This is a genomic window from Oerskovia rustica (assembly GCF_014836555.1).
Lineage (GTDB): Bacteria > Actinomycetota > Actinomycetes > Actinomycetales > Cellulomonadaceae > Oerskovia > Oerskovia rustica.
In genome coordinates this window covers 113,645-136,800 of record NZ_JACSQQ010000003.1, presented here as the reverse complement: position 1 = coordinate 136,800, position 23,156 = coordinate 113,645, and the positions used below count along the sequence as shown (strand labels likewise).

The window sequence follows — 23,156 nt, the reverse complement described above, 5'->3', positions numbered from 1 at the left end:
CCTCACGATGCGGTCTCCTTCTCTGCGGTGGAGCGGCTGGGGTCGTCGGTCTCTGTGGACGGCGTCGCGCCCACGGACGCGGTGTCGCGGAACCGTTGCGCCTGGAGCTCGAACAGGTCGGCGTACCGGCCTCCGAGCGCGACGAGCTCGACGTGGTCGCCGCACTCGACGACGCGGCCGTGCTCGATCACCGCGATCCGGTCCGCGTGGCGGACGGTCGAGAAGCGGTGCGAGATGACGACGCTCGTGATGTCCTCCGTGGTCGCGAGGAAGCGGTCGAAGAACTCCGCCTCGGCACGCACGTCGAGCTGCGCCGTCGGCTCGTCGAGGACCAGGACGGACGAGCCGCCCTGGATCGCGAGGAGCGCCCGGGCGAGCGCGACCCGCTGCCACTGTCCGCCCGACAGGTCGCGCCCGCCGGGGTAGCGGCGCGACAGCGTGGTGTCGAGCCCTTCCGGAAGGCCGCTCAGGGCGTCGAGCGCCCCGGCCCGGCGGGCCGCGGCCGTGACGGCCTCACGGTCGTCGAGCAGCGCGGGCGCGCCCAGGCCGATGTTCTCCGCTGCCGTGAGCTCATAGCGCACGTAGTCCTGGAAGATCAGCGCGAGCTGCCGCTGCCAGTCCTGCGTGTCGAGGTCGCGCAGGTCGACGCCGTCGACCAGGATCCGGCCCTCGACCGGCTCGTAGAGCCCGGCGAGGAGCTTGACGAGCGTGGTCTTGCCCGCGCCGTTGAGCCCCACGATCGCGGTGGACCGCCCGGCGCCGAGCTCGAGGTCGAGGCCGTCGAGCACCCACGGGGTGTCGTCGGTGTAGCGGAAGCGCACGCCCTCGAAGCGGATGCCCTGCTCGGGGCGTCGCGCGGCGACGGGTGCCGCCGGGCGAGCCGGGCGTGCCGAGGCGATCTGCTGCTCGAAGGTCCGCAGCGCGTGGAACGAGTGCAGGCCGAACTGGGTCTGCACGTCGGCCTCGGGGAAGTAGACGCCGAACCGCATGGGGATCAGCACGGCCTGGAGCGCGACGCCGAGCTGGAACAGGTTCAGCCTGCCGGACGCGGCGGCGTCGGCCAGGAGCGCGAGGACGACCGCGCCACCCACGAGGCCCACGCACGAGAGACCGATGATCGGCCAGAACTGGAGCTTGCGGCTCCCCGCCCAGGCGGGCTCGTAGGCGGCCATGGTGTCCGCACGCAGGCGGGCCCGCACCCACGGGAGCAGGCCCAGCAGACGGATCTCCTTGGCCGCCCGCGCCCCCGTGGCGAGGTCCCGCAGGTAGAAGACCTTGCGACGCGAGCCCGACAGCGCGTCCCACATGTCGGCGAACTTCCCGAGGGTCCCGCGCACCCCGAACCGCATCGAGAGCCCGGTCGCCAGGATCACGACCCCCGCGAGGGGGGAGACGACGACGCCCACCAGCACGATCGCGCCGAGCAGCTGGACGTAGCGCGACAGGAGCGACAGCAGCGCCGCGGCCGCGTCGCCCGGCGGGCGGGCCTCGCGGGCGAAGGCCGCGCGGGCGTCGGCCAGCAGGTCGAGGGCCTCGGGGCTCTCGAGCGCGTTCAGCGGTGCGTCGTGCAGCGCGGCGCTCATGAGCCGGTCGATGCAGTGCTCGTCGACGCGGCGCGCGACGACCTCGGTGACGCCCGCCTGGAAGGGCGCGAGGACCTGCTGGACCACGAACACGCCGACCGCGAGGGCAAGGGTCGTCCAGAGCTCGGACCAGCCGGGGGTACCGGGCGGGCCGCCCGTCCCGCGCGTGCTCTCGGCGACCAGCGGGACGAGGTACAGGACGTAGCCGATGAGCACGATGAACGCGAGCGGCAGCAGCCCCAGGAGGACGTTGAGCAGCGCGGCCGCGGCGACGAGCGGCTTGCCGGCCTGCGGCAGGAGCTGCGCGAGGTCGATCCAGCGCGACGCGCGGGCGGCGAACACGGCCTTCAGCGCGCGCGTACGGGGGAGGCGCGCCGCGCCGTCGGGAGCGGGCGCGGGTGGGTCGTCGGTCATCGATACCTCCGGTGGGTGGGACGGGTCGGTCTGCGGGCGCGCCCGCCGGCGAGGGCGCGCGGCCCGACGGCGTCGCTCACGTCCGGGGACGGGCACGCCGACGGATGGGTCGGGTGGGGTGCGGGTGTGTCGCAGCGGCCCGCCGGGTCGCGTCGGTGCGCGGGCCGCGGGGACTGCGTGCGGCGGGCGTACGGAGGCTGCGGGACGGACTGCGGGATACGGACGGGGCGGGCCCGGAACGGTGCTGGTCGGCTCCGAGGAGCCTGCCGAGCGAACGTCCCGTGCCGCGTCATCCGGCGGTGACCTGGCGGGGTGTGCAGGGGGAGGGGCGCCAGCGGTGGCACGTCGGTGTGCGTGTCATGGGCGGCTCCCCTCCGGAGGCGTGCGGCTGCCGTCGGTGGCGGCCGGCTGTCGGTGCGCGCCGACAGTAGCGCAGGTGGTTGGTGAGGGTCGCTTCCTTTTCGCAGGGTGGTCTGCCGAGGGGTACCCGGGCTGGCCAGGTGCCGAACCGAAACCCGTCCGTGACGCGAGCGAGACGTATCACCCCTAGAGTGACGCGCCTCGACGTACCCACCCGATCGGAGCTCTCATGCGCAAGATGCCACTCCTCGTCGCGGTCGCGGCCGCTGCGACCCTGGCGCTCACGGCCTGTACGGACGCCTCGCAGCCCGCCGACTCCTCGTCTGCCGGCGCCTCGGACGAGACGGCGACGGTGACCCCCTTCGACCTCACGTCGGTGCAGAAGGACGACGCCGCGGCGGCGCTGCTGCCGGCCGAGATCGCGAGCGCGGGCAAGCTCGTCGTCGCGTCGAACACCGAGTACGCGCCGGCCGAGTTCATCGCGGCGGACGGTTCGACGCCGGTCGGGTACGACATCGACATCATCTCGGCCGTGGGCGCGGTCCTGGGGCTCGAGGTCGTCGTCGAGTCGGCGGACTTCCCCGGCATCATCCCGGCGCTGGGGACCAAGTACGACGTCGGGATCTCGTCGTTCACGATCACGGCCGAGCGCATGGCCGAGGCCAACATGATCAGCTACTTCAACGCGGGCGAGGCGTTCTCGGTGCAGAAGGGCAACCCGAAGGACGTCGACCCGACGAACATCTGCGGGCTGACCGTCGCGGTCCAGACGGGCACGGTCGAGGACGACGGCGCAGCCGAGATCAGCACGACGTGCGAGGAGGACGGCGAGCAGCCGCTCCAGATCCTGCGCTACGACAACCAGGCGGACGCGACGACCAACCTCGTCGGCGGCAAGGCCGACATCATGTACGCGGACTCGCCCATCGTGTCCTACGCGATCGAGCAGACGAAGGGCCAGATCGAGCAGATCGGGGAGGTCTTCGACTCGGCGCCCCAGGGCATCGTGACCGCGAAGGCCGACACCGAGCTCGCGGCCGCGATCCAGGCGGCCCTCACGGTCCTCATGGAGGACGGCACGTTCACCGACATCCTGGCCTCCTGGGGCAACGAGGAGGGCGCTCTCGACGAGGCCGTGGTCAACCCGCCGGCATCCTGACGCTGCGTGTGGTGCCGGTCCCGCCGTCGGTCGGGCAGCCGCGTCCGACGGGCTGACCGCCCTCGGGACCGGCACCGTCGCGCGCCCCCGTTTTGCCAGTCCGGCCGCCCGCGCGGGAAACTGGAAGGGCAACGGTGCGGCGCCGCTCCGTGCTGCCCGCGTTGCGCGGTGCACGACCCACCCCCCTGAGGCCGGCGCCGGAGATCACCACCACGAAACGAGAGACCCCCATGCGCAGGCTGCCCGTCCTCACCGCCCTCACCGCCATCGCCGCGACCCTCGCGCTCACGGCGTGCACCGACGCCTCCTCGGGCTCTGGTTCCTCGCCCACCGAGGGCGGCTCGTCCGCCGAGGCGTTCGACCCGTCGACCATCGCCAAGGACGAGACGATCGCGGCGATGCTCCCGGCCGACGTCGTCGAGGCCGGCACCCTGACGGTCGGCACCAACGCGACCTACGCCCCGGCCGAGTTCATCGGCGACGACGGCAAGACCATCGTCGGGTACGACGTCGACCTCGCCAAGGCGATCGGTGCCGTCCTGGGTCTCGACGTCGAGGTCACCAACGCCGACTTCGCGTCGATCATCCCCGCGATCGGCAGCAAGTACGACATCGGCATCTCGGGCTTCACGATCACGCCGGAGCGCACGGCCGCGGTCGACATGGTCAGCTACTTCCGTGCGGGCGAGGCGTTCGCCGTGGCCAAGGGCAACCCCAAGGACGTCGACCCGTCCGACGTGTGCGGCCTGAGCATCGCCGTCCAGACCGGCACGGTCGAGGACGACGCGCTCGACGGGCTGATGGCGGACTGCGAGGCTGCGGGCAAGGCGGACATCACGCCGCTGCGCTACGCGAGCCAGGCCGACGTCACGACGAACCTCGTCGGTGGCAAGGCCGACGTCATGTACGCGGACTCGCAGGTCGTGGCGTACGCCGTGACGCAGACCGGTGGCCAGATCGAGCAGCTCGGCGACATCTTCGCCGACTCGCTGCACGGCATCGCGATCGCCAAGGACGACACCGCGCTCACGCAGGCCGTCCAGGCCGCGGTGCAGAAGCTCATGGACGACAGCGACTACACGACCATCCTCGACACCTGGGGCAACACCTCCGGTGCGGTGACCACGGCCGAGCTCAACCCCGTGGTCTCCTGAGCCGATCCCCTGACAGAACAGAGGTAGCCATGGCCCAGCCGCCCAGCACCCCGACTCCCGACGGTCGCCCGAGCGGTGGCCCAGCGAGCCACGGCACGGCGACCAAGCCCGCAGACCGGATACCGGACCGCATCCACGCGGTCCCGGTGCCGCGGCCGGGGCGCTGGGCGGCGGCCGTGGTCCTCCTGGTCCTCGCGGCCATGGCCGTGCACGGCCTGGTCACCAACGAGAAGTTCCGGTGGGACGTCGTCTGGCTCTACCTGCGGGACGTGCAGATCATGCGCGGCGTGGGCTGGACCCTGATCCTGACGTTCTCCTCGATGGCCATCGCGGTCGTGCTCGCGGTGATCCTGGCGATCATGCGGCGCTCGGACAACCCGGTCATGCGCGCGACGAGCTGGTTCTACATCTGGTTCTTCCGCGGCACCCCGATCTACACGCAGCTCGTGTTCTGGGGCCTCATCTCTGTCCTGTACCCCAAGCTCAGCCTGGGGATCCCGTTCGGGCCCGAGTGGTTCGTGTTCGACACCGCCGACCTCTTCACGGCTGCGCGCGCCGCGATCCTGGGCCTGGCGCTCAACGAGGCCGCGTACCTCGCGGAGATCGTGCGCGCCGGTCTCGGGTCGGTCGACCCGGGGCAGGCCGAGGCCGCCAAGGCGCTGGGCATGAAGGACGGCAAGATCCTGCGCCGCATCATCCTGCCGCAGGCCATGCGCGTGATCGTCCCGCCGACGGGCAACGAGACGATCTCGATGCTCAAGACCACGTCGCTGGTCCTCGCGGTGCCGTTCAGCCTGGACCTGACGTTCGCGTCCAACGCGATCGCGAACCGCATCTTCCTCCCGATCCCGCTGCTCATGGTCGCGGCGATCTGGTACCTGCTGATCACGAGCATCCTCATGGTCGGCCAGCACTTCATCGAGCAGCACTACGGGCGCGGGTTCGGCACGTCGACGGGCTCGTCTCGTCGTCGCAAGCCGGGCAAGGGCCCGAAGAAGCCGAGCAAGCAGGAGGCGATAGCGGCGTCGGGCACGACCGCGAACGCCGACCCCTTCCTGGAGGTGACCCCGTGACCGCGGACGCACTCGACAGCACGTCCGGCGCAGCGGCCGCGGCGACGGGCCCGACGGCGTCGCTCGCCGACGCGTCCGTCGCGCCCATGGTGGAGATCGCCGGGGTACACAAGGCCTTCGGTGACGTGCACGTCCTCAAGGGCGTGGACCTCGAGGTGCCGCGGGGCTCGGTGTGCGTCGTGCTGGGCCCGTCGGGCTCGGGCAAGTCCACGCTGCTGCGCTGCATCAACGAGCTCGAGGACCTCACGGCGGGACGCATCTACGTCGACGGCGACCTGATCGGCTACCGCGAGGTCGACAAGAACGGCAAGAAGCGGCTGCACCGCCTGCACCCCAAGGTGATCGCGGAGCAGCGGTCGCGCATCGGCATGGTGTTCCAGCGCTTCAACCTGTTCCCGCACATGACGGCGCTCCAGAACGTCATGGAGGCGCCGGTGCAGGTCCGCGGGCTGTCGCGGGCGCAGGCCAGGGCGCGAGCCGTGGAGCTGCTCGAACGGGTCGGCCTCGCGGACCGCATGGACCACTACCCGGCCCAGCTCTCGGGTGGTCAGCAGCAGCGCGTCGCGATCGCGCGGGCGCTCGCGATGGACCCCGAGCTCATGCTGTTCGACGAGCCGACGTCGGCGCTCGACCCCGAGCTCGTGGGCGAGGTCCTCGCGGTCATGCGCGACCTCGCCGAGAGCGGCATGACGATGATCGTCGTGACCCACGAGATCGGCTTCGCGCGCGAGGTCGGCGACCACGTGGTGTTCATGGACGACGGCGTCATCGTCGAGCAGGGCGACCCCCGCGAGGTGCTCACGAACCCGCGCGAGGAGCGGACCCGGGAGTTCCTGGCGCACGTGCTGTAGGACCTGAGCCCGCCCCAGCGCCCGGCGCGGACGGCGGCCCCTGGACCGAGAGGCTCAGGGGCCGTCGGCGTCTCACGGTCGTCGGCAGCCCCTTGACGGGCATTGTGCGAACTCGATAGAGTGCTCCAATCCTCGCCATTGGCAGGAGTCTTTACAGATAACTCCCTGGTCGATCCGCTGCCGCTCTGGTCGCCGTGGGCGTCTGCGAGGGGGTCGAGAGCGGACGTGGTGTGAATATTCACGCCTCTCCATTTCTCGTTTCGTCCTTGGGGTGCCATGGCCAGGCTCGCAATGGCGCCTGGCGCTCTTGTGGCGGCTCGCCGTGCGATCTTCTGCTATCCGATCAGATTCCTTGATTGCAAGGCGTTTCGCCATGCCTTGAGTTTGACCGGGGGCGGCTCATCGGCATCACCGCATGCTTTCGGTCAGGGTTGACAGCATTGCCCGGCCTGGCTACGGTCGAAACCGCGGCCTCATGGATGAGGTTGACGGGCTGGGACGATCCGATGTCGCCGACGCGATATGTGACCTGGCAAGCTATCCATGCGTCGCTGCTGCAACTTGTCTTGCCGCGGTGGCCTGGAGGAATCAGGGGAGAATGTTGAAGAAGAATCGGCTTCGAGTGGCCGTGGCGTTTGGCGTCGCGCTCGCTCTGGCCGGAGGAGTGTCCTCCGCCAGTGCTATCGGGCGCGCAACTGCGATGTGCCCGAAGAGCAATTCTAGTTCGTTCGCAGGGTACACCAACGCGTCGTACGGCGAGTCGTTCCAATCTTTCGACGGAGCGTGCGGCAGTGTGGGCTTGCGAGTCAAGTACTCGAGGGATGGTGTGCCGGGATATGTGACGAGCCAGAAGTGGGGCAGCCAGATCGTCACCTACCAGCTCAGCGGCACGGTGGGCGGGATCCACACCGTCGGCTACGACAAGAAGGTGGAAAAGACGATCTACACCTGACCTCCAACCGCTGGCGATTGAAATGAGCTTTCGATGAAGATTCTCACGAGAAGTCTGATCGCTGCGGCGATCGCGGTCACGCTGTCCGGAGGGGTCGTCGCGCTCCCGGCGCAGGCGATCGGCAGCACGTCGATGGGTTGCACGCACGGGGTCCTCGCGACCAAGGGCTCGGCAGCCGGACGGACCACGGCAACCTACGGTGAGACGTGGGGCACGAAGGGCTGCGGGGAGTTCGGTATTCGCCTGAAGTACTCGCGCAACGGTCAGCCGGGATACGTGTCGAGCTGGAAGTACAGCGCCACGCTCGCGACATTGCAGCTGTCGGAGACGGTGGGCGGCGAGCACACCTTCTACACGGGAAACCTCATTCGGGTGAAGGGGACTCTCTACACGTAGTCCCGGGCTTCTCTCCTGTTCGAGCGGCACGATGCCTCAATCGTGCCGCTCGAACATTGATCTGTCGAGATGGGTGAATCGTGAAATCAAGAACCGCACTGAGTGGCGCAGTGGCATCGCTGCTCCTCGTCGTGGCGTCGGGCTGCGTTTCTGGCGGTACGGAGAGTGATTCGACTCTTGTGACGTCACCACAGGTGGAGATGTCGGCCGAGCAGGCCTCCGCGCTGGAGGACGACGAGGTCGACCGTGAAGAGTATGAGGCCGGTTTCAGGCGGTACGTCGCCTGCATGAACGGGGCCGGGTTCGAGGTGCTGGGTGGTGACGTGTCGAGCGCGGTGATCAGCTACTCGATCGCTCAGGCCGCCATTGACGAGGGTGTCGAGGCCGAATGTTACGGGAGCGAGTTCGAGCACCTCGACAGGAAGTGGCAAGTGGCGAACGAGGACACGTCGGACACGGCGATGTTCTTCCGTGATTGCTTGGAGAGGAACGGTATAGAGCCGCCGGATACGCTCGAGGAGATCCTTGTCGCCCTCGAGGAGGCAGGGATCGAGCGGCCAAGCTGCGCGACCGGCGGATGATGTTTCGGTACCGTCGAGAGAACCTGGTCGGGAGAATCCCGTCATGAAAATCGTTCGGAGTGCGTCTCGCGCAGTTGTGTCTGTTCGCGGTCGGGAGGATGACGGGGTGTTCGGCAGGAAGGCTCTGCGACGAGGGGTTGACCGACCCCCAGGTACGGCGAGGGGTTCGAGCGTGCGATTCTTCGCGCCGGTCATCGCACTCTGGGCGCTGCCGCTCCTGGCACTCTTCGTAGTGCTTCCGCAGGCGGCGGACATCGAGGAGCAGGCCGTCCGTGACCCGTTGCCCGCGACGGTCGTCGTGGGGGAGCGCGAACGAAACTACATCCAGGAGGCTGTCCTGGTGTTCGACCTCGCCCCCTCGGCCCCCGTCGCTGTTCAGGTCGACGGCCTGGTCACGTCTCTGCACGTCGCCTCCGGGGACGAGATCACCCAGGGTCGGGACCTGGTGAGCCTCGACGGGGTGAAGCTACGCGCCCACCTGGGTGCACAGCCCTTCTACCGTGAGCTCGGCGAGGGCGCCAAGGGCAGTGACGTGGCCGAGCTCTCCGCCTACCTTGCCGCGACCGGTCATGCCAACACCCTCGGTCGGGACAACGCGTTCTCGGCGAGCATGACCAAGGCTGTCAAGGCCTACCAGAAGTCCGTCGGCGCGGCCGAGACCGGCATCTTCACCCCCGGGCTCACCATCTACGTCCCGCCAGGGGTCGCGCAGGTGCGGCAGGTCGGCGCGACGGTCGGCGCCCGCCTCGCCGCAGGCGACGCACTGCTCACCGGGCCGGACCGGCCGACGTCCCTCGCGGTGGAGAAGTCGGGAGAGGCGCCCCTGCGCGTGCTCGGCCTCCCAGGTCCGTTCATCGCGCACCTGCGCGCCACCCAGCTCCCGCTCACGTCGCTCACGCCCGAGGCTCCCGAGGTGGACGCTCTGTACACCGCGCTCGTCAAGGGTGGGGCCACGGTCACGGCATCCGAGGAGGGCGCTCCGCGCGCGACCGTCTCAGGCGTCCGTATCTCAGTTGCCGAGCCTCGAACGGTCGGGACCGTGCCCGCGGGCGCCGTCTTTGCGTCGCCCTCGGGAACCCTGTGCGTGTTCGTGCTCGACACCGAGAGCGCCGGCGCGGGCGGGAAGGCAGAGGGGAGCGACGCCGTCGTTCTCGCTGAGGCCGGACCGCTCGAGGGCGAGCTCGCCGTGACGGCGGTCGACGCTGACCTGGTCGGGGCCGCGATCGTGCGTGATCCGTCGAGGTTGAGTGCAGACGAGCACGCGGCCTGCGCCTGACATGGAGATCCATGTCGAGAACGTCTCCTACCGGTTCGGCGAGCGCGAGGTGCTCACCGACTTCTCGGCCGACATCGAGGCGGGTCGGGTCACAGCGCTCGTCGGTCCCTCCGGCAGCGGCAAGTCGACGCTGCTCGGTGGGATCGCCGGGTACGTCAAGTCCGCCTCCGGTCGGGTCACGGTGTCGTCCGGCCCGCGGTCGCCACGCGAGGCGCCACGCCCCGAGCACATCGGCTGGGTCCCGCAAGGAGCCAACGCGCTGAGCGGACGAACGGTCCTCGACAACGTCGCGATCGGCGTCCTGAGCCGAGGGATCACGTTGCGCGAGGCGACGGAGATCGCGAGGGCCGCGCTCGACAAGGTGTCCCTGGGCGACCGTGCTGCGAGCCTCGCGCGCGAGCTGTCGGGCGGCGAGCTGCAACGCATCGCGTTCGCCCGGGCCCTCGCCTCAGGGCGACCCATCATCCTCGCGGACGAGCCGACGTCGAGCCTCGACGCCGCCAACACCGAGAACATCGTCGAGCTCCTGTACGCGCTGCGCTCGACCGCGACCGTCGTCGTCGCGACGCACGACCCCGCCCTGATCGCCGCGGCCGAGCGCTGCATCAACCTCCGAGAGGCCTGACGTGCACGAGACCGACCGATGGTCGCTCGCGCTCCTCGCGCGTGAAGCGACCAGGAACGTGTTCTCGACCGCGGCACGCCTGTTCCCCGTGGTGCTCCTCGCGGTCCTGCTCGGCTCCGCGCAGGCGTCCCTCGCCGTCCAGCAGGGGCAGGGCCTCGAACGGCAGATCGCCGAGCTGCGCGCCCAAGGTCGAAACGTCCTCGCGGCCACGCAGGCCGTCCAGGACAGCCCCGTCCTCATCGACCGGGACTCGTGCGAGGGGCTCACCGCTCTCTCCGTGGTGGAACGCGCAGGGATCCAGGTGCTCGACGCCCCGTCCATGGACCTGCCCCAGCTCGGCGCGAAGGTTCCGGTGCGTCCCGTGAGCACCACGCTCCTTCCCGAGCTCGCGACACACGACGCCGTGGTCGGCCGGAGCATCGCCGAATCCGCGGGACGCGGCCCGAGCCAACGATTCGACCTCGTCACAGGAGCCAGCGGCTCCGGGACCGTGAGCGCACTGGTCGGCTCGGGCGACGGCGCCGGGCTCGGTGGGACCGGGGCCGTGTTCGTCGCCGCCGACCGATCGATCGCGACCAGCGCCACCTGCTCGGTCGTCCTGACCCCCTTCGCGGACGCGTCAGCAGCCGCACCGGTCATCGCCGCGGCGCTCGACGTCCAGGACAACCCCGTCCTCGTCTCGACCGAGCTCCGGGAGACGACCGACGTCGTCGCACTTTTCCTCACCCGCATCGAGCGGTTTCTCCCGCTCCTCCTCGGGGCGATCGGCGGGCTGACGGTGGCCGTCGTCGGCAGCCTCCGGTCGAGCGAGCTGGCCGCCTACCGGTTGTCGGGCACGTCGCCGCGTTCGCTCGGGGTGCTTCTGGCACTCGAACAATCGCTGGTGGCCGGGACGTTCGTCACGGCCTCGGCCGCGACGACGCTCCTCCTGGCCGGTCAGGCGCTCGCTCCCGCCGCGAGCGTGCTGTGGACGATCGCCGGGGGCCTGGTGTGGCTCGTGGTCGGCAACATCGTCGCCCTGCCGGTGCTGCGCCGTCGGCCCTCCGACATGGCCAAGGACCGCTGAGGGGCCGACCAGCGCCGTAGGGTACGGTCCCCCCGGGCGTGCGCTTCACCGTCGGCGGGCCGGACGTCACCGTCGGCGGCCGTGCCCGTCACCCTCGGCGGGGTGGGGCGTCACCCTCGGCAGGCGTCAGCGTTCGCAGGCCACGCCGTTGCCGTCCCAGTCGAGTCCGGGGTTGAAGCCGTCGTCGCCCTGCTTGAGCGGGGCCTTGCCGTCGCGCTTCGCGGCCTCGCACGTCAGGTAGATGCCGTTGACCTTGCCGTCCTGCCAGCCGCCGTCGTCGTTCCCCGCCTCGGACTCCTTCTCCGCGATCGCTGCCTCGCGCTCGTCGAGGCCGATCTGCCGCTCGTCGAGCTCGGTCTCGCGCGCGGAGACCGCGGTCTCCCGGGCGGCGACCGCCTCGGTCGAGGCCGCGATGCCCGCGAGCTGGGTGTCGAGGTCGGCGCGCTCGGCGTCGAGCTTGGCCCGTTCGGTCGCCATCTGCTCGGTCGTCTGCGCCGCGGCAGCGGCGGCGTCGCCGGCCTCCGACTGCGCCTTGAGCGTCACGCCCAGCCCGAGGATGAGCCCGACGGCGACGCCTCCGACACCGATGCCCAGCGGCAGGAGCCAGCGCATGTACGAGCGCTCCTCCCGGGGTTCGTCGTCCCCCGAGAAGATCGCGAGCGGGCCGTGCGCCGACGCGGTCGGCTCCGCTGAGGGGGCGGGGAGCGGGATCGCGGGACCGGCCGCGTGCCCAGCGGCGGCGCCACCCGCGGCAGCGGCACCGTTGACGACCGGCAGGATCATGGTCGACGACGGCGCCTCGGCCGGGGCGCCGCCGCCGCCGACGTCGCGCAGCGAGCGGCGTGTCGGCCCGGACGGCGTGCTCGTCGGTGACGGTGCCGACGGGGCTGCGGCCCCGGGCGTCACGGGGACGATCGCGGTCGGGAAGTGGAGCGGGATGCCGCCGCCCGGCGTCTGCCGCGACCACGCCTCGGCCCCGGCCGTCGGCGGGGCGGGCGGGGGCGTCGGAGCCGCCTCGACCCAGAAGACCCAGCCCGCGGGGGCGGCCGGCCAGGCGGGGTCCGGGTGCCAGTCCGACGAAGGGGAGAAACCGGGAGGTACCAACCAGCCGGGCGGCGGGTTGAAATGTACGGCCATGGGAGCTCTCCTTCGACGGTTCCTGCGCGCTCACTATGCTGCAGGACGGCCCGTCGAGGCCAATTCCGGGGTGTCCTGAGGCGCTCCCCGGGCGTCCCCGCGATCCGGCGCGGTCCGCGACGGCCCGCGATGCGCCCCGGCGAGGCCCGGGATGTGGGCGGCGCCCGGTAGAAAGGAACCGGGCCGGGGCGACGCCGGGTCCTCGACCGACGGGCGGTCAGCGATCGCCCGTGACCGCCCAGTGACCGCGAGGAGTCGCCGTGTTCCTGATGGACCAGCAGGACCCGTCCACCGAGCCTCTGCTCGTCTTCTCGGCGAGCGACCTCGTCGCGGCGAGCGAGTGCGAGTACCGCCTGCTGCGCACGCTCGACGAGAAGGTGGGGCGTGCCGCGCACGCCGCGGTCGAGGTCGACGACATGCTCGAGCGCACCGCGACCCTCGGTGACGTGCACGAGCAGCAGGTGCTCGCGGGCTTCGTCGACCTGGTGGGGGCCGACGCGATCCGCGAGGTCCCGGTGCCGCGCACGGTGCGGCGCGCGGACCTGGAGGCCGCGCACGCCGCGACGCTCGACGCCCTGCGCGACGGCGTCGACGTCGTCTACCAGGGCTCGTTCTTCGACGGACGCTTCCACGGTCGCGCGGACTTCCTGATCCGTACCGACAGCCGGGCGGCCCACGCCTGGCCCCACGCAGCCGGCCCGACGACGTCGGGCACCCGGGTCGTCCCGGGTACCGGTGGCCCGGAGTACGCCGTGTACGACGCCAAGCTCGCGCGCCGCGCCAAGGTGCCCGCGCTGCTCCAGCTCGCCGCGTACGCCGACCAGCTCCTCGCTGCCGGGGTCGAGACGTCACCGGTGCTGCACCTGATCCTCGGGACGAGGGCCGTGACCGACCACCGGCTCGCGGACGTCCTGCCCGTCTTCCGCGAGCGGCGCACCGAGCTGCTGCGGCTCCTGGACGCGCACCGGGCGAGCGGTGAGCCCGCTGCCTGGGACGCGCCCGGCCTGCGCCAGTGCGGCGCGTGCGCGTACTGCGCGCAGCAGGTCACCGAGCACGACGACGTGCTGCGCGTCGCCGGGCTGCGCAGCACCCAGCGTGTCCGGCTCCGCGCGGCCGGCATCACGACGATGACCCAGCTCGCGACCGCCACGGCGCCCCCGCAGGGGCTCGCGGCGCGCACGTTCGAGACGCTGCGCGTCCAGGCCAGGCTCCAGGCCGGGCTCGTCGACGTGCCGGTCGACGGGGGAGGGGTGCCCGACGTCGGGCCCGGCCCCAGCGGGTCGGTCACGTGGAGCACGCCCGCGGCCGGGGGCGTCGGGGACGGAGCCGGACCCGAAGGTACGGCCGAGCCCGAGCGGCACACGCTGTCCTACGTCGTCGTCGACCCCGCCCCGCTGCGCGACCTGCCGCGCCCGGACCCGGGCGACGTGTTCTTCGACTTCGAGGGCGACCCGCTGTGGTCCGCGCCCGACGCCTCGCCCGAGGGCATCGTCTGGAACATCGACTACCTGTTCGGGCTCGTCGAGCGCCCGGGCAGCCCGGGCGAGAAGCCGCCCTTCACCGCGTTCTGGGCGCACGACCTCGACCAGGAGAAGCAGGCGCTCGTCGACTTCGTCGACTACCTCGCCAAGCGCCGCGCCCAGTACCCGGGGCTGCACGTCTACCACTACGCGTCGTACGAGAAGACGCACCTGCTCTCGATCGCGGCCCGGCACGGCGTGTACGAGCAGGAGGTCGACGACCTCCTGCGCGAGGGCGTCCTCGTGGACCTCTACTCGACCGTGCGCCACTCGCTCAAGGTCTCGGCGCCGTCGTACTCCATCAAGAAGCTCGAACCCCTCTACATGGGCGACCAGCTCCGTGGCGGGGACGTCACGGACGCGGCGGCGTCCGTCGTGGCGTACGCGACGTACTGCGCGGCGCGCGACGCGGGCCGCGCCGAGGAGGCCGAGCGCCTGCTGCACGGCATCGCCGACTACAACGAGTACGACTGCCTCTCGACCCTGCGCCTGCACGAGTTCCTCCTGGGGCTCGCGGGGCGTGCCGCTCCCGCGACCTCCGCCCCGGGCCCGCTTGCGACACCCCTCGGCAACGGCTGGGAGGACGACCTGCCGCCCGCGCTCGAGCTCTCCGACGCGGAGGTCGCGCGGCGCGCCAAGCGTGCCGAGGCCGAGCAGGTCGAGCTCGACGTCCGGGCGCTGGCGGGGGGCGTGGACGGTCGCTCGGGGGACGGGCGGACCGACGACGAGGAGGCCGTCGCGCTCCTGGGCGCGGGCGTCGGCTACTACTGGCGCGAGGCCAAGCCGTTCTGGCAGGAGTTCTTCGCGCGCCTCAAGGAGCCGGTCGACCAGTGGCAGGCGCCGCGCGCGTACTTCCTGGTGGAGCGCGCCGAGGTGATCGAGGACTGGGCGAGGGCCACGCCGCGCAGCAACCCGTCGCGGCGCCTGCGCCTGTACGGCGAGCTGCCGGACGGCTCGGAGCTCAAGGCCGGGTACGACGGCGCCACCGCGCTCTTCGAAGGACCGGCACCCGACGGGATCGAGCCCGCCCGCGGTGCGGTCCGCTGGTCGACGGGCAGCGTGCGCGTCCACGGCGTCGAGCGGGGCCGTCTCGGGAACGGGCGCGAGGTCGACGTCCTCGACGTGCGCCTGCCCGTGCCCAAGGGCGTCTCGCCGCACGAGGCGCTGCCCATGGCGCTCGCGGTCGGACAGGTGCTGCCGACGCCGCAGCAGGAGGCGTCGATCCGGGCGCTGGCGACGGCCGTGCAGGCGCAGAACCCCGCCGGCGTCGCTGCGCCCCTCGACCTCCCGGACCACCCCGCGCTCGACCTGCTCCGCCGTCGCCCGCCGCGCACGGTGTCCGGCGCTCCGCTGCCCGTCCTGGGCGACGGCCCCGAGCGGTACATCGACGCCGTGACCGACGCCGTACGGGACCTCGACGGCTCCTACCTCGGTGTCCAGGGGCCGCCCGGCACGGGCAAGACCCACCTCGCGTCGAAGGTCGTCGGCCGGCTCGTGGCCGAGGGGTGGCGCGTGGGCGTCGTCGCGCAGTCGCACGACGTCGTGGAGAACGTCCTCGCGGGGGTCATCACCAAGGGTGGCGTGCCCGCGGACCGCGTGGGCAAGAAGGCCTCGGGTCCCAAGGGCCGCGACGTGTCGAAGGTGGGGCGGGACGGGGGACCCCTGCCCGACGACGTCGCGGCGGCCTCCCTGCCCGAGGGCTCGCGGCTCGTGCCCTGGCGCCTCGTCGACTCCCCGCAGACCGCGGCCTTCGTCGCCGAGGGGCCCTGCGTCGTCGGCGGGACCGCGTGGGACTTCGCGCACGCCGAACGGTTCGGCGACGGCGAGCTCGACCTGCTCGTGATCGACGAGGCCGGGCAGTTCTCGCTCGCCAACACCATCGCGGTCTCCCGGGCCGCGCAGCGGCTCCTGCTGCTCGGCGACCCGCAGCAGCTCCCGCAGGTCTCGCAGGGGCAGCACCCCGAGCCCGTCGACCAGTCGGCGCTCGGGTGGCTGACCCGTGCGGGCGGCGGCCACGACGTGCTGCCGCCCGAGTTCGGCTACTTCCTGGCCCGCTCGTGGCGCATGCACCCCGCGCTGTGCGACGCCGTGTCCGAGCTCGCGTACGAGGGCCTGCTGCACGCCGAGGCCGCTGCGGGCGAGCGGCTCCTCGTGGGCGTCGAGCCCGGTGTGCACGTCGTCGAGGTCGAGCACGCGGGCAACGCGGTGTCCTCGGTCGAGGAGGCCCAGGAGGTGGTGCGGCAGGTCAAGGCGCTGCTCGGGACGACGTGGTACCCGGGAGGGCCCGGTGGGTCGGACGGCGCCGCACGTGCCTCACGCGCCCTCACGGAGGACGACTTCGTCGTCGTGGCCCCCTACAACGCGCAGGTGTGGACCGTGCGCCACGCGCTCCAGGCCGCGGGGCTGGGCGACGTGCGGGTGGGCACGGTCGACAAGTTCCAGGGCAAGGAGGCGCCCGTCGCGATCGTCTCGATGACGGCCTCGGCCCGCGAGGACGTGCCGCGCGGCATGGAGTTCCTGCTCTCGCGCAACCGGGTCAACGTCGCGGTCTCGCGCGGCCAGTGGTGCGCCGTCGTGGTCCGTTCGCCCCGGCTCACGGACTACCTCCCGAACCATCCCGAGGAGCTCGCCGAGCTGGGCGCGTTCATCGGGCTGTGTCGGTCGGGCGTGGCCCCGCTCCGCTGAGTGCGGAGTACTCGTCGTCGTTCGGGGCTCTCGGCGACGAGTGCTCCGCACTCAGGCGTTGGACTCAGAAGTCGCCGAAGCCGCCGAAGTCGCCGCCACCGAAGTCCCCGAAGCCGCCGAAGTCGCCGCCCGCCTCGGTGACGTCCCCGCCACCAGTGTCTCCGGCCCCCGTGTCGCCGGCTCCCGGGTCCGTCTCGCCGCCCGTCTCGGTCGCGCCGGGGTCGCCCTCGCCCGAGGTCCCGCCGTCGCCGGCGAAGTCCGCGGTCGGGTCACCGAACATCGGGCCGAACAACATGTTGGCGACCGCGGAGCCGATCACGACGCCCGCGATGGTGCCGAGCATGCTCGAGCCGATCATCGAGCCCATGCCCGGACCGCCCGGACCGCCCTGCCGGCCGCCGAACGACCGTTCGAGCGTGCCGGGGTTGCGCATCTCGGCGCGGGTCGCCATGCGGGCGAGCGACTGCGGGTCGTCGGAGGTCGCGCGCTCGGCGGGCGGCAGGTTCTCACCGAGCTCGGCCAGCACGCGGCGCCGCTGCTCCGGCGTCAGCCGCTCGAACGCCTCGGCGTGCGCCTGCTCGACGGCCTCGGGGGGAGCCGTGCGCAGCAGGTAGCGGTAGCGGTCGATCGCGACGTCGTCCTCGCTGCGTGCGGGGCCCGTCGGGGCCGGGGGCGGGGTGCCGTAGGCAGGGGCGCCGGGGCGGTCTGCCGAGCCGTAGGGTGAGCGCTCGTCCTGCGGGGTGCGGCCGAGGAGGCGGTCGAGGAATCCCATGAGCGTGTCCTTTGGTCGAACCGTCGAGGGCGGACGCCCTCACTGGTCCAACGCGGCGCCCGGCTCACCCGTTCCGCCGAGTGCATGATGCGGCCGAGAGACGCCCGGCGGGTCGCGGCCGGAACGCACTCAGCGGGGAGAGCGCACCGGTTCCGGCGTCGGGCCCACCCCGCCGAGCAGCCGCACGTTGAGGCCCTGGCCCTCGACCTCGAGCGCGTGGTACTGCTCGTGCACCCGCACGGTGGCACCGGGGCCGACGTCGAGCAGCGTGTGATGCCACACCCGGCACGCCCCCTCGCCCGACGCGTACTCGACGACGACCTCGGCTCCGCCGTCGTGCGCCCGCACCGCGAGCACGACGCCCTCGCGCCAACCCCAGGGCCGGTTGCGGAGCATGCGCTCGTGGACGGGGTGCAGGAGGTGCCCGGTGTCGAACCGTTCGCACACAGCGGGCGGGGGACAGGCGACGACCGTCGCCCGGCGTTCCATGACGCGCTCGGCCATGGTGCTCCTTCTCTCCGTGCCCGACGGCGGAGCTCGCCCCCGTGCGCACAACCACCCGGGACCGTCCCCGGGTGAGGGGCACGAGGAGGCGCCCTACGACGTCGGGCCTCGCTCTTCCCCCACGGTCGTGGGGGCGGGTCTTCCTCCGGGAGCACCGTGCGCGTCGCGCGGTTGCCGGACCAGCACGCCGGAGGGCGGTTCGCTGGTCCTCTGGACCGTTCTCAGTTCTACCACGGCGTCACCGCCCGAGCACCAGGGTGCCTGGTCCTGGACGCACGAGTGCCCCCGACCGAGACGGTCGGGGGCACTCGTTCAATGATCAGCTACGCCCGGAGGCGAGTGAGATCAGAGCGGGCGGATGTTCTCCGCCTGCGGGCCCTTGGGGCCCTGCGTCACGTCGAACTCGACGCGCTGGTTCTCCTCGAGCGAGCGGAAGCCCTGCGTCTGGATGGCGGAGTAGTGCGCGAACACGTCGGCGCTGCCGTCCTCAGGTGCGATGAAGCCGTAGCCCTTTTCGCCGTTGAACCACTTCACGGTTCCCAATGCCATGGGGATCTCCTTCTAGAGTTTCAAACAGCTCCATGATCTGGAGCCGAACATCACGGTGTTCGTCGTCAACTCTTGGGTAACAAGGTTCGCGGTGGCATGGGGCCGTTGCGCAAGGACAAGCGAGGCACTGCAATCTCACCGGCTACGGTACAGGGGTTACTCCGACTGTGCTAGCCCTGATGCTAACGATTGAAGTACGCGTGTCCGCCAACCAGGCCAGGGCCGAGCAAATCGGGCACCGTCACGAGCGTGTAGCCCGCGGCCCGCAGGCCGTCCACGATGCCCGGGACGGCGTCCACGGTGGAGCCGTGGATGTCGTGCATCAGGAGGATCGCCCCAGGTCGGACGCCTGCGAGAGCCCGCTCGGTCGTCATGGCGGTGTCCTTGTTCTTCCAGTCCTCGGTGTCGACGTCCCACAGGATCGCCGGCTCGTTCCGCTGGGAGAGGACACTCGTCACAGTGTCGCTCGTCGCGCCGTACGGAGGGCGAACGAGCGTCGGTCGGACGCCCGACGCGGCCTCGACCGCGTCCGCCGTCGAGGTCAGCTCGTCCGTGATCTGGTCGGTGCCGAGCTTCGAGAGGTCGGGGTGGGACCAGGTGTGGTTGCCCACCGCGTGCCCCTCGGCGACCTCGCGACGGACCAGGTCGGGATGCGACTTCACGGAACGGCCGACGAGGAAGAACGTCGCCCTCACCTGCTTCTCGGCGAGCGTGTCGAGCAGTCGGGACGTGTGCTTGCCCGGGCCGTCGTCGAAGGTCAGGGCCACGCACCGCAGCACCGAGCAGTCGGGGGCGCCGGACGGGTCGGGCGCGACGGGCGGGGTCACGGGCGGCGGCTCGACGGGGGGCGGTGCGATGCCCATGAACGGGGCGCCGCTCGCCGCGACGTCCGCGATCTGCTTCCCGACGGCGGACAGGGCCGTCCGGGTCGCGTCGGGCTCGATGCGCACGGCCAGCTCTCCGTCGGAGCGGGCAGAGACCAGGCCGGGCGCGAAGACCAGGGTCGCGGCGCCGTCGGGCCCGAGACGCACGTCCCGGAACGTGTCCTCCGACGAGGGCACCGGCTCGTCGAACCCCAGACCGGCCGAGGCGAGCGCCGCGTCGACCCACTGCGCGGCCTGCGTGCGTCCGTCGGCCGTGAAGAGGTCCGACGACCACGTCGTGGTCGCGCGCGGGAGGTCGGTGTAGAACGTCTGGGAGCCGACCTCGCCGTTCGCCCCGCCCGTGAAGGCGTACGTCGTGGCACGCACCCCCAGCACGTCGCCCTGCGCGAGCACCAGGTCCCACCCGACGTTGAGCTCGTTGCCCACCCCGTCCGGGTCGATCGCGGCGTCGTACGCCTTCTCGGTCGCGTCGACGAACCGGCCGAAGGCGTGCGAGAGGGAGCGCTCCCCAGGGATCGAGACCGTCGAGATCGAGCGCGCGTCACCGGCGTCCGCGGTCGACTCCTGGTGGATCTCGAGGTTCTCGACCGAGGCCGGGTCCAGGACCGCCGGCGGGTCGACCCGCTCGGCGGGGGCCGGGGGCTGCGTGGGTGACGGGGCGCCCGTGGGGGAAGCTTCCCCGGACGGGTCCGCAGCGGCGCGCGTCAGGTAGAACGTGACCCCTGCGGCGACGACCAGGAGCGGCACGAGCACGGCGAGGACCCAGACGGCACGGTTCCGCGGGCGCGCGGGAGCGGAGCCGCCCGGCGTCTGGTCGTGGGTCGGAGGAAGGGACTGGGGCACCAGACCACCGTGCCACCCGCACCCGGTGCGCGTCGCGACCGGCACGGCGGATGAGAGCAGCGCCACAGTCGTCTTCAGCACCCTCGTGCACGGTCGTCGCAAGGGCTCCACAGCCTTCACCTCTCGGCCACCGAGGGACTTCCCCCCGCGTGCCCGTCCGCCGTCGCAGGGGACGGGTGGTGCCCACCGCGCGCGCCGGGGTAGAACTGGACGATGGTCTCTCCCGCGCAGGTTCCAGACGTCGTCCTCAACAACGGCGTCACCGTCCCGCAGGTCGGGCTCGGCGTCTTCAAGGTGCCCGACGACGCGACCCAGCAGAACGTCGAGCAGGCGCTCGAGTCCGGCTACCGGCACATCGACACCGCGGCCGGCTACTACAACGAGGCCGGAGTGGGTGCCGCGCTGCGCGCGAGCGGCCTGCGCCGCGACGAGATCTTCGTGACGACCAAGCTCCGCAACGGCGACCAGGGGTACGAGTCGGCCCTGCAGGCGTTCGAGGACTCGCGGGAGGAGCTCGACGTCGAGGTCGTGGACCTCTACCTCGTCCACTGGCCCGTCCCCAGCAAGGACCTCTACGTCGAGACCTGGCGGGCGTTCGAGAAGCTCTACGCCGACGGCGCGGCGCGGGCGATCGGCGTCTCCAACTTCCTGCCCGAGCACCTCGCGCGCCTGCTCGCCGAGACCGACGTGGTGCCGGCCGTCAACCAGATCGAGGTCCACCCGACCTACCAGCAGCGCGCGACCCAGGCCGCGACCCGGGCCGCCGGGATCGCGGTCGAGGCGTACTCGCCGCTCGGCCGCGGAGCGGACCTCGACCACCCCGCGGTCGCCGCGGTCGCCGACGCCCACGGCGTCACGCCCGCCCAGGCGATCCTGCGCTGGCACGTCCAGAGCGACCGGATCGTGATCCCCAAGTCGGTGGACCCCGAGCGGCTCGCGACGAACATCGACCTGTTCGGGTTCGAGCTCTCGCCCGACGAGGTCGCGGCGATCGACGCGCTCGACTCCGACGCCCGGCTCGGCTCCGACCCCGCGACGGCCGCGTTCTCGCAGTACCCGTCCTGACCCGGTTCGCCGGGCATCTGCCGCTCCTGTGCCGGATCGAGACGTTCCCGTGACGGCGCCGTAACGAGGGACGGAGTCTCGTGTAACGGCGCCCGCGTACGTTCCAGGCACTCAGGTCGCCGGACCGGGGGCCCGGGACCACGGGCGCCTTGTCCGGTTCGCCGCGTGTGAGTCCCTGGTTGCAATTGTGCATCTGGGGTTTCGCGCTCGTCCGACCTGTGCCATCGTCAGCACGATATTCAGTGCTGAATATTCAGGTGATCCACCGCGGGTGCGAGGTCTCTGAGCACCCGGGTGCGATCTGGCGCACGGAGGTTCGGAATGCAACGCACAGCACGTCGAACGACGGGTGGACTGGCTCTCGCGCTGGCAGCCACCCTCGCCATCACCGCATGCGGCACCCAGTCTCAGGGGGACGACGGAGGATCGACGGAGACGTCGAGCGAGACAGGGTCGGCCGATCTCAAGATCGTGCCGTCCGTCCAGATCGACATCGACGGGGCCGAGGTCCCGGTCGAGACGTCGGGCGACCCCGTCGACCCGGCCGGCGACGGCGCGGCCGAGTGTGCCGAGGGCACCTCGATCGCCATGGCCGGTGCTCTGACCGGCCCCAACGCGGCGCTCGGGCAGAACATCCTCTACGGCGCCAAGGTCGCGGTGGACGCGTTCAACGCCGCGAACGCAGGCTGCCAGGTCACGATCAAGGAGTTCGACACCGAGGGCGACCCGCAGAAGGCGACCCAGGTCGCCCCGCAGATCGTCGGCGACGCGAGCATCATCGCGCTCCTCGGCCCGGCGTTCTCCGGCGAGACCTCCGCGACGGGCGACGTCTTCAGCCAGGCGGGCCTCCCGTCGCTGTCGGCGTCGGCCACCAACCCCGACATCACCAAGAACGGCTGGAAGACGTTCTTCCGCGGTCTCGCGAACGATGCGGTCCAGGGCCCGGCGGTCGCCAAGTACATGGTGGACACGCTCGGGTACGAGAAGGTCTGCGTGGTCCAGGACAACTCGGACTACGGCGTGGGTCTCGCGAAGGAGATCACCGCGGGCCTCGGCGACGCGGCCGACGACTCCTGCTCGGCCGAGGTCAAGGTCGGCGACAAGGACTTCGCGGCCGCGACGCAGCTCATCTCGAGCTCCGACGCGGACGCCGTCTTCTACGCGGGCTACTACGCCGAGGCCGCGCCGTTCGCGCAGCAGCTGCGTGACGCGGGCGTCGACATCCCGTTCGTGTCCGCGGACGGTACCAACGACCCGCAGTTCGTCACGCAGGCGGGCGCGGCGTCCAAGGGCGCGATCCTGTCCTGCCCGTGCGGTCCGGCTCCCGACGACTTCGCGGCCGCGTACGAGGCGCTCAACGGTCAGGCCCCGGGCGTCTACTCGGTCGAGGGCTACGACCTGGCGACGATCATGCTCACGGGTATCGCGTCGGGCGTCACGGACCGTGCCGGGATGCTCGACTTCGTGACGAACTACGACGGTGAGGGCCTGGCCCGCACCTACAAGTGGGACGACACGGGCGAGCTCTCGTCCGCGCTGATCTGGATCTACGAGGTCCAGTAGCCGGTCGGCGCCTGCCTGCCCGCAGCGCCGCCCCCTTCCCGGTCGAGCACGGCCGGGCCGGGGGCGGTGTCGCCTGACGGCAGCCGCCGAGCGGACCGCGGGGGGCCCCCCCCCCGCGCGGGGGGGACGCACCGCGGTCGGCCG

19 protein-coding genes and 1 riboswitch are annotated in these 23,156 nt (G+C 71.7%); of the genes, 13 read left to right on the top strand and 6 right to left on the bottom strand.

Annotated features, from left to right (window positions below; genetic code table 11):
- Positions 1 to 2: 2 nt before the first annotated feature.
- Positions 3 to 1,997, bottom strand: a complete 1,995-nt coding sequence (locus H9652_RS02745; RefSeq protein WP_191794554.1) for an ABC transporter ATP-binding protein — start codon at positions 1,995 to 1,997, stop codon at positions 3 to 5.
- A gap of 589 nt (positions 1,998 to 2,586) precedes the next feature.
- On the opposite strand from H9652_RS02745, the gene H9652_RS02740 reads away from it, so the two are divergent.
- The 10 genes from H9652_RS02740 to H9652_RS02695 all read left to right on the top strand — a co-directional run bounded on the left by H9652_RS02740 (position 2,587) and on the right by H9652_RS02695 (position 11,490).
- Complete coding sequence (locus H9652_RS02740; protein ID WP_191794553.1) at positions 2,587 to 3,516, top strand: ABC transporter substrate-binding protein; 930 nt, start codon at positions 2,587 to 2,589, stop codon at positions 3,514 to 3,516.
- Positions 3,517 to 3,746: 230 nt separating this feature from the next.
- Positions 3,747 to 4,670: an ABC transporter substrate-binding protein gene (locus tag H9652_RS02735; RefSeq protein WP_191794552.1), complete on the top strand. Its 924-nt coding sequence runs from the start codon at positions 3,747 to 3,749 to the stop codon at positions 4,668 to 4,670.
- Between the two features lie 29 nt (positions 4,671 to 4,699).
- Positions 4,700 to 5,743 carry an amino acid ABC transporter permease gene (locus H9652_RS02730; protein ID WP_191794551.1) on the top strand — a complete coding sequence of 348 codons (1,044 nt, stop codon included), beginning with the start codon at positions 4,700 to 4,702 and terminating at the stop codon, positions 5,741 to 5,743.
- 86 nt (positions 5,744 to 5,829) lie between these two features.
- Entirely contained in the window at positions 5,830 to 6,594 is a 765-nt protein-coding gene (locus tag H9652_RS02725) for an amino acid ABC transporter ATP-binding protein (protein ID WP_191794604.1), read from the top strand.
- 598 nt (positions 6,595 to 7,192) lie between these two features.
- Positions 7,193 to 7,546: a hypothetical protein gene (locus H9652_RS02720; protein WP_191794550.1), complete on the top strand. Its 354-nt coding sequence runs from the start codon at positions 7,193 to 7,195 to the stop codon at positions 7,544 to 7,546.
- 33 nt (positions 7,547 to 7,579) lie between these two features.
- A complete protein-coding gene (locus tag H9652_RS02715) occupies positions 7,580 to 7,942 on the top strand; it encodes a hypothetical protein (protein WP_191794549.1) in 363 nt (120 codons plus the stop codon).
- Between the two features lie 110 nt (positions 7,943 to 8,052).
- The gene (locus H9652_RS02710) at positions 8,053 to 8,523 is read left to right on the top strand and encodes a hypothetical protein (RefSeq protein ID WP_191794548.1); all 471 of its coding nucleotides are present in this window, start codon (positions 8,053 to 8,055) and stop codon (positions 8,521 to 8,523) included.
- 172 nt (positions 8,524 to 8,695) lie between these two features.
- Positions 8,696 to 9,799: a peptidoglycan-binding protein gene (locus H9652_RS02705; RefSeq protein ID WP_191794547.1), complete on the top strand. Its 1,104-nt coding sequence runs from the start codon at positions 8,696 to 8,698 to the stop codon at positions 9,797 to 9,799.
- A gap of 1 nt (position 9,800) precedes the next feature.
- The gene (locus tag H9652_RS02700) at positions 9,801 to 10,424 is read left to right on the top strand and encodes an ABC transporter ATP-binding protein (RefSeq protein ID WP_191794546.1); all 624 of its coding nucleotides are present in this window, start codon (positions 9,801 to 9,803) and stop codon (positions 10,422 to 10,424) included.
- Between the two features lies 1 nt (position 10,425).
- The gene (locus H9652_RS02695; protein WP_191794545.1) at positions 10,426 to 11,490 is read left to right on the top strand and encodes a hypothetical protein; all 1,065 of its coding nucleotides are present in this window, start codon (positions 10,426 to 10,428) and stop codon (positions 11,488 to 11,490) included.
- 126 nt (positions 11,491 to 11,616) lie between these two features.
- Here H9652_RS02695 and H9652_RS02690 read toward each other — a convergent pair whose 3' ends face one another.
- Positions 11,617 to 12,627: an excalibur calcium-binding domain-containing protein gene (locus H9652_RS02690; RefSeq protein ID WP_191794544.1), complete on the bottom strand. Its 1,011-nt coding sequence runs from the start codon at positions 12,625 to 12,627 to the stop codon at positions 11,617 to 11,619.
- Positions 12,628 to 12,896: 269 nt separating this feature from the next.
- On the opposite strand from H9652_RS02690, the gene H9652_RS02685 reads away from it, so the two are divergent.
- Positions 12,897 to 16,832 carry a TM0106 family RecB-like putative nuclease gene (locus H9652_RS02685; protein ID WP_191794602.1) on the top strand — a complete coding sequence of 1,312 codons (3,936 nt, stop codon included), beginning with the start codon at positions 12,897 to 12,899 and terminating at the stop codon, positions 16,830 to 16,832.
- A 64-nt stretch (positions 16,833 to 16,896) separates the two neighbouring features.
- Here H9652_RS02685 and H9652_RS02680 read toward each other — a convergent pair whose 3' ends face one another.
- The 4 genes from H9652_RS02680 to H9652_RS20160 form a co-directional block, all read right to left on the bottom strand.
- Positions 16,897 to 17,604, bottom strand: coding sequence for a hypothetical protein (locus H9652_RS02680; RefSeq protein ID WP_191794543.1), 708 nt, complete (start codon positions 17,602 to 17,604; stop codon positions 16,897 to 16,899).
- Positions 17,605 to 17,733: 129 nt separating this feature from the next.
- The gene (locus H9652_RS02675; RefSeq protein WP_191794542.1) at positions 17,734 to 18,108 is read right to left on the bottom strand and encodes a hypothetical protein; all 375 of its coding nucleotides are present in this window, start codon (positions 18,106 to 18,108) and stop codon (positions 17,734 to 17,736) included.
- 105 nt (positions 18,109 to 18,213) lie between these two features.
- Positions 18,214 to 18,325: riboswitch (SAM riboswitch) on the bottom strand.
- A 128-nt stretch (positions 18,326 to 18,453) separates the two neighbouring features.
- A complete protein-coding gene (locus tag H9652_RS02670; RefSeq protein WP_030152390.1) occupies positions 18,454 to 18,657 on the bottom strand; it encodes a cold-shock protein in 204 nt (67 codons plus the stop codon).
- 182 nt (positions 18,658 to 18,839) lie between these two features.
- A complete protein-coding gene (locus tag H9652_RS20160) occupies positions 18,840 to 20,384 on the bottom strand; it encodes a polysaccharide deacetylase family protein (RefSeq protein WP_191794541.1) in 1,545 nt (514 codons plus the stop codon).
- Positions 20,385 to 20,597: 213 nt separating this feature from the next.
- On the opposite strand from H9652_RS20160, the gene H9652_RS02660 reads away from it, so the two are divergent.
- Both H9652_RS02660 and H9652_RS02655 read left to right on the top strand, forming a co-directional pair.
- A complete protein-coding gene (locus tag H9652_RS02660) occupies positions 20,598 to 21,449 on the top strand; it encodes an aldo/keto reductase (RefSeq protein ID WP_191794540.1) in 852 nt (283 codons plus the stop codon).
- 321 nt (positions 21,450 to 21,770) lie between these two features.
- Complete coding sequence (locus H9652_RS02655) at positions 21,771 to 23,012, top strand: branched-chain amino acid ABC transporter substrate-binding protein (protein ID WP_191794539.1); 1,242 nt, start codon at positions 21,771 to 21,773, stop codon at positions 23,010 to 23,012.
- Positions 23,013 to 23,156: the final 144 nt, after the last annotated feature.

Excerpts from the sequence above, each read along its gene's own strand:
- H9652_RS02745 (WP_191794554.1), bottom strand. The coding sequence starts at position 1,997 with ATGACCGACGACCCACCCGCGCCCGCTCCCGACGGCGCGGCGCGCCTC.
- H9652_RS02720 (WP_191794550.1), top strand. The coding sequence starts at position 7,193 with ATGTTGAAGAAGAATCGGCTTCGAGTGGCCGTGGCGTTTGGCGTCGCG.
- H9652_RS02655 (WP_191794539.1), top strand. The coding sequence starts at position 21,771 with ATGCAACGCACAGCACGTCGAACGACGGGTGGACTGGCTCTCGCGCTG.
- H9652_RS02690 (WP_191794544.1), bottom strand. The coding sequence starts at position 12,627 with ATGGCCGTACATTTCAACCCGCCGCCCGGCTGGTTGGTACCTCCCGGT.
- H9652_RS02675 (WP_191794542.1), bottom strand. The coding sequence starts at position 18,108 with ATGGCCGAGCGCGTCATGGAACGCCGGGCGACGGTCGTCGCCTGTCCC.
- H9652_RS02685 (WP_191794602.1), top strand. The coding sequence starts at position 12,897 with ATGGACCAGCAGGACCCGTCCACCGAGCCTCTGCTCGTCTTCTCGGCG.
- H9652_RS02725 (WP_191794604.1), top strand. The coding sequence starts at position 5,830 with ATGGTGGAGATCGCCGGGGTACACAAGGCCTTCGGTGACGTGCACGTC.
- H9652_RS02740 (WP_191794553.1), top strand. The coding sequence starts at position 2,587 with ATGCGCAAGATGCCACTCCTCGTCGCGGTCGCGGCCGCTGCGACCCTG.
- H9652_RS02735 (WP_191794552.1), top strand. The coding sequence starts at position 3,747 with ATGCGCAGGCTGCCCGTCCTCACCGCCCTCACCGCCATCGCCGCGACC.
- H9652_RS02730 (WP_191794551.1), top strand. The coding sequence starts at position 4,700 with ATGGCCCAGCCGCCCAGCACCCCGACTCCCGACGGTCGCCCGAGCGGT.
- H9652_RS02660 (WP_191794540.1), top strand. The coding sequence starts at position 20,598 with ATGGTCTCTCCCGCGCAGGTTCCAGACGTCGTCCTCAACAACGGCGTC.
- H9652_RS02680 (WP_191794543.1), bottom strand. The coding sequence starts at position 17,604 with ATGGGATTCCTCGACCGCCTCCTCGGCCGCACCCCGCAGGACGAGCGC.
- H9652_RS02670 (WP_030152390.1), bottom strand. The coding sequence starts at position 18,657 with ATGGCATTGGGAACCGTGAAGTGGTTCAACGGCGAAAAGGGCTACGGC.
- H9652_RS02715 (WP_191794549.1), top strand. The coding sequence starts at position 7,580 with ATGAAGATTCTCACGAGAAGTCTGATCGCTGCGGCGATCGCGGTCACG.
- H9652_RS02700 (WP_191794546.1), top strand. The coding sequence starts at position 9,801 with ATGGAGATCCATGTCGAGAACGTCTCCTACCGGTTCGGCGAGCGCGAG.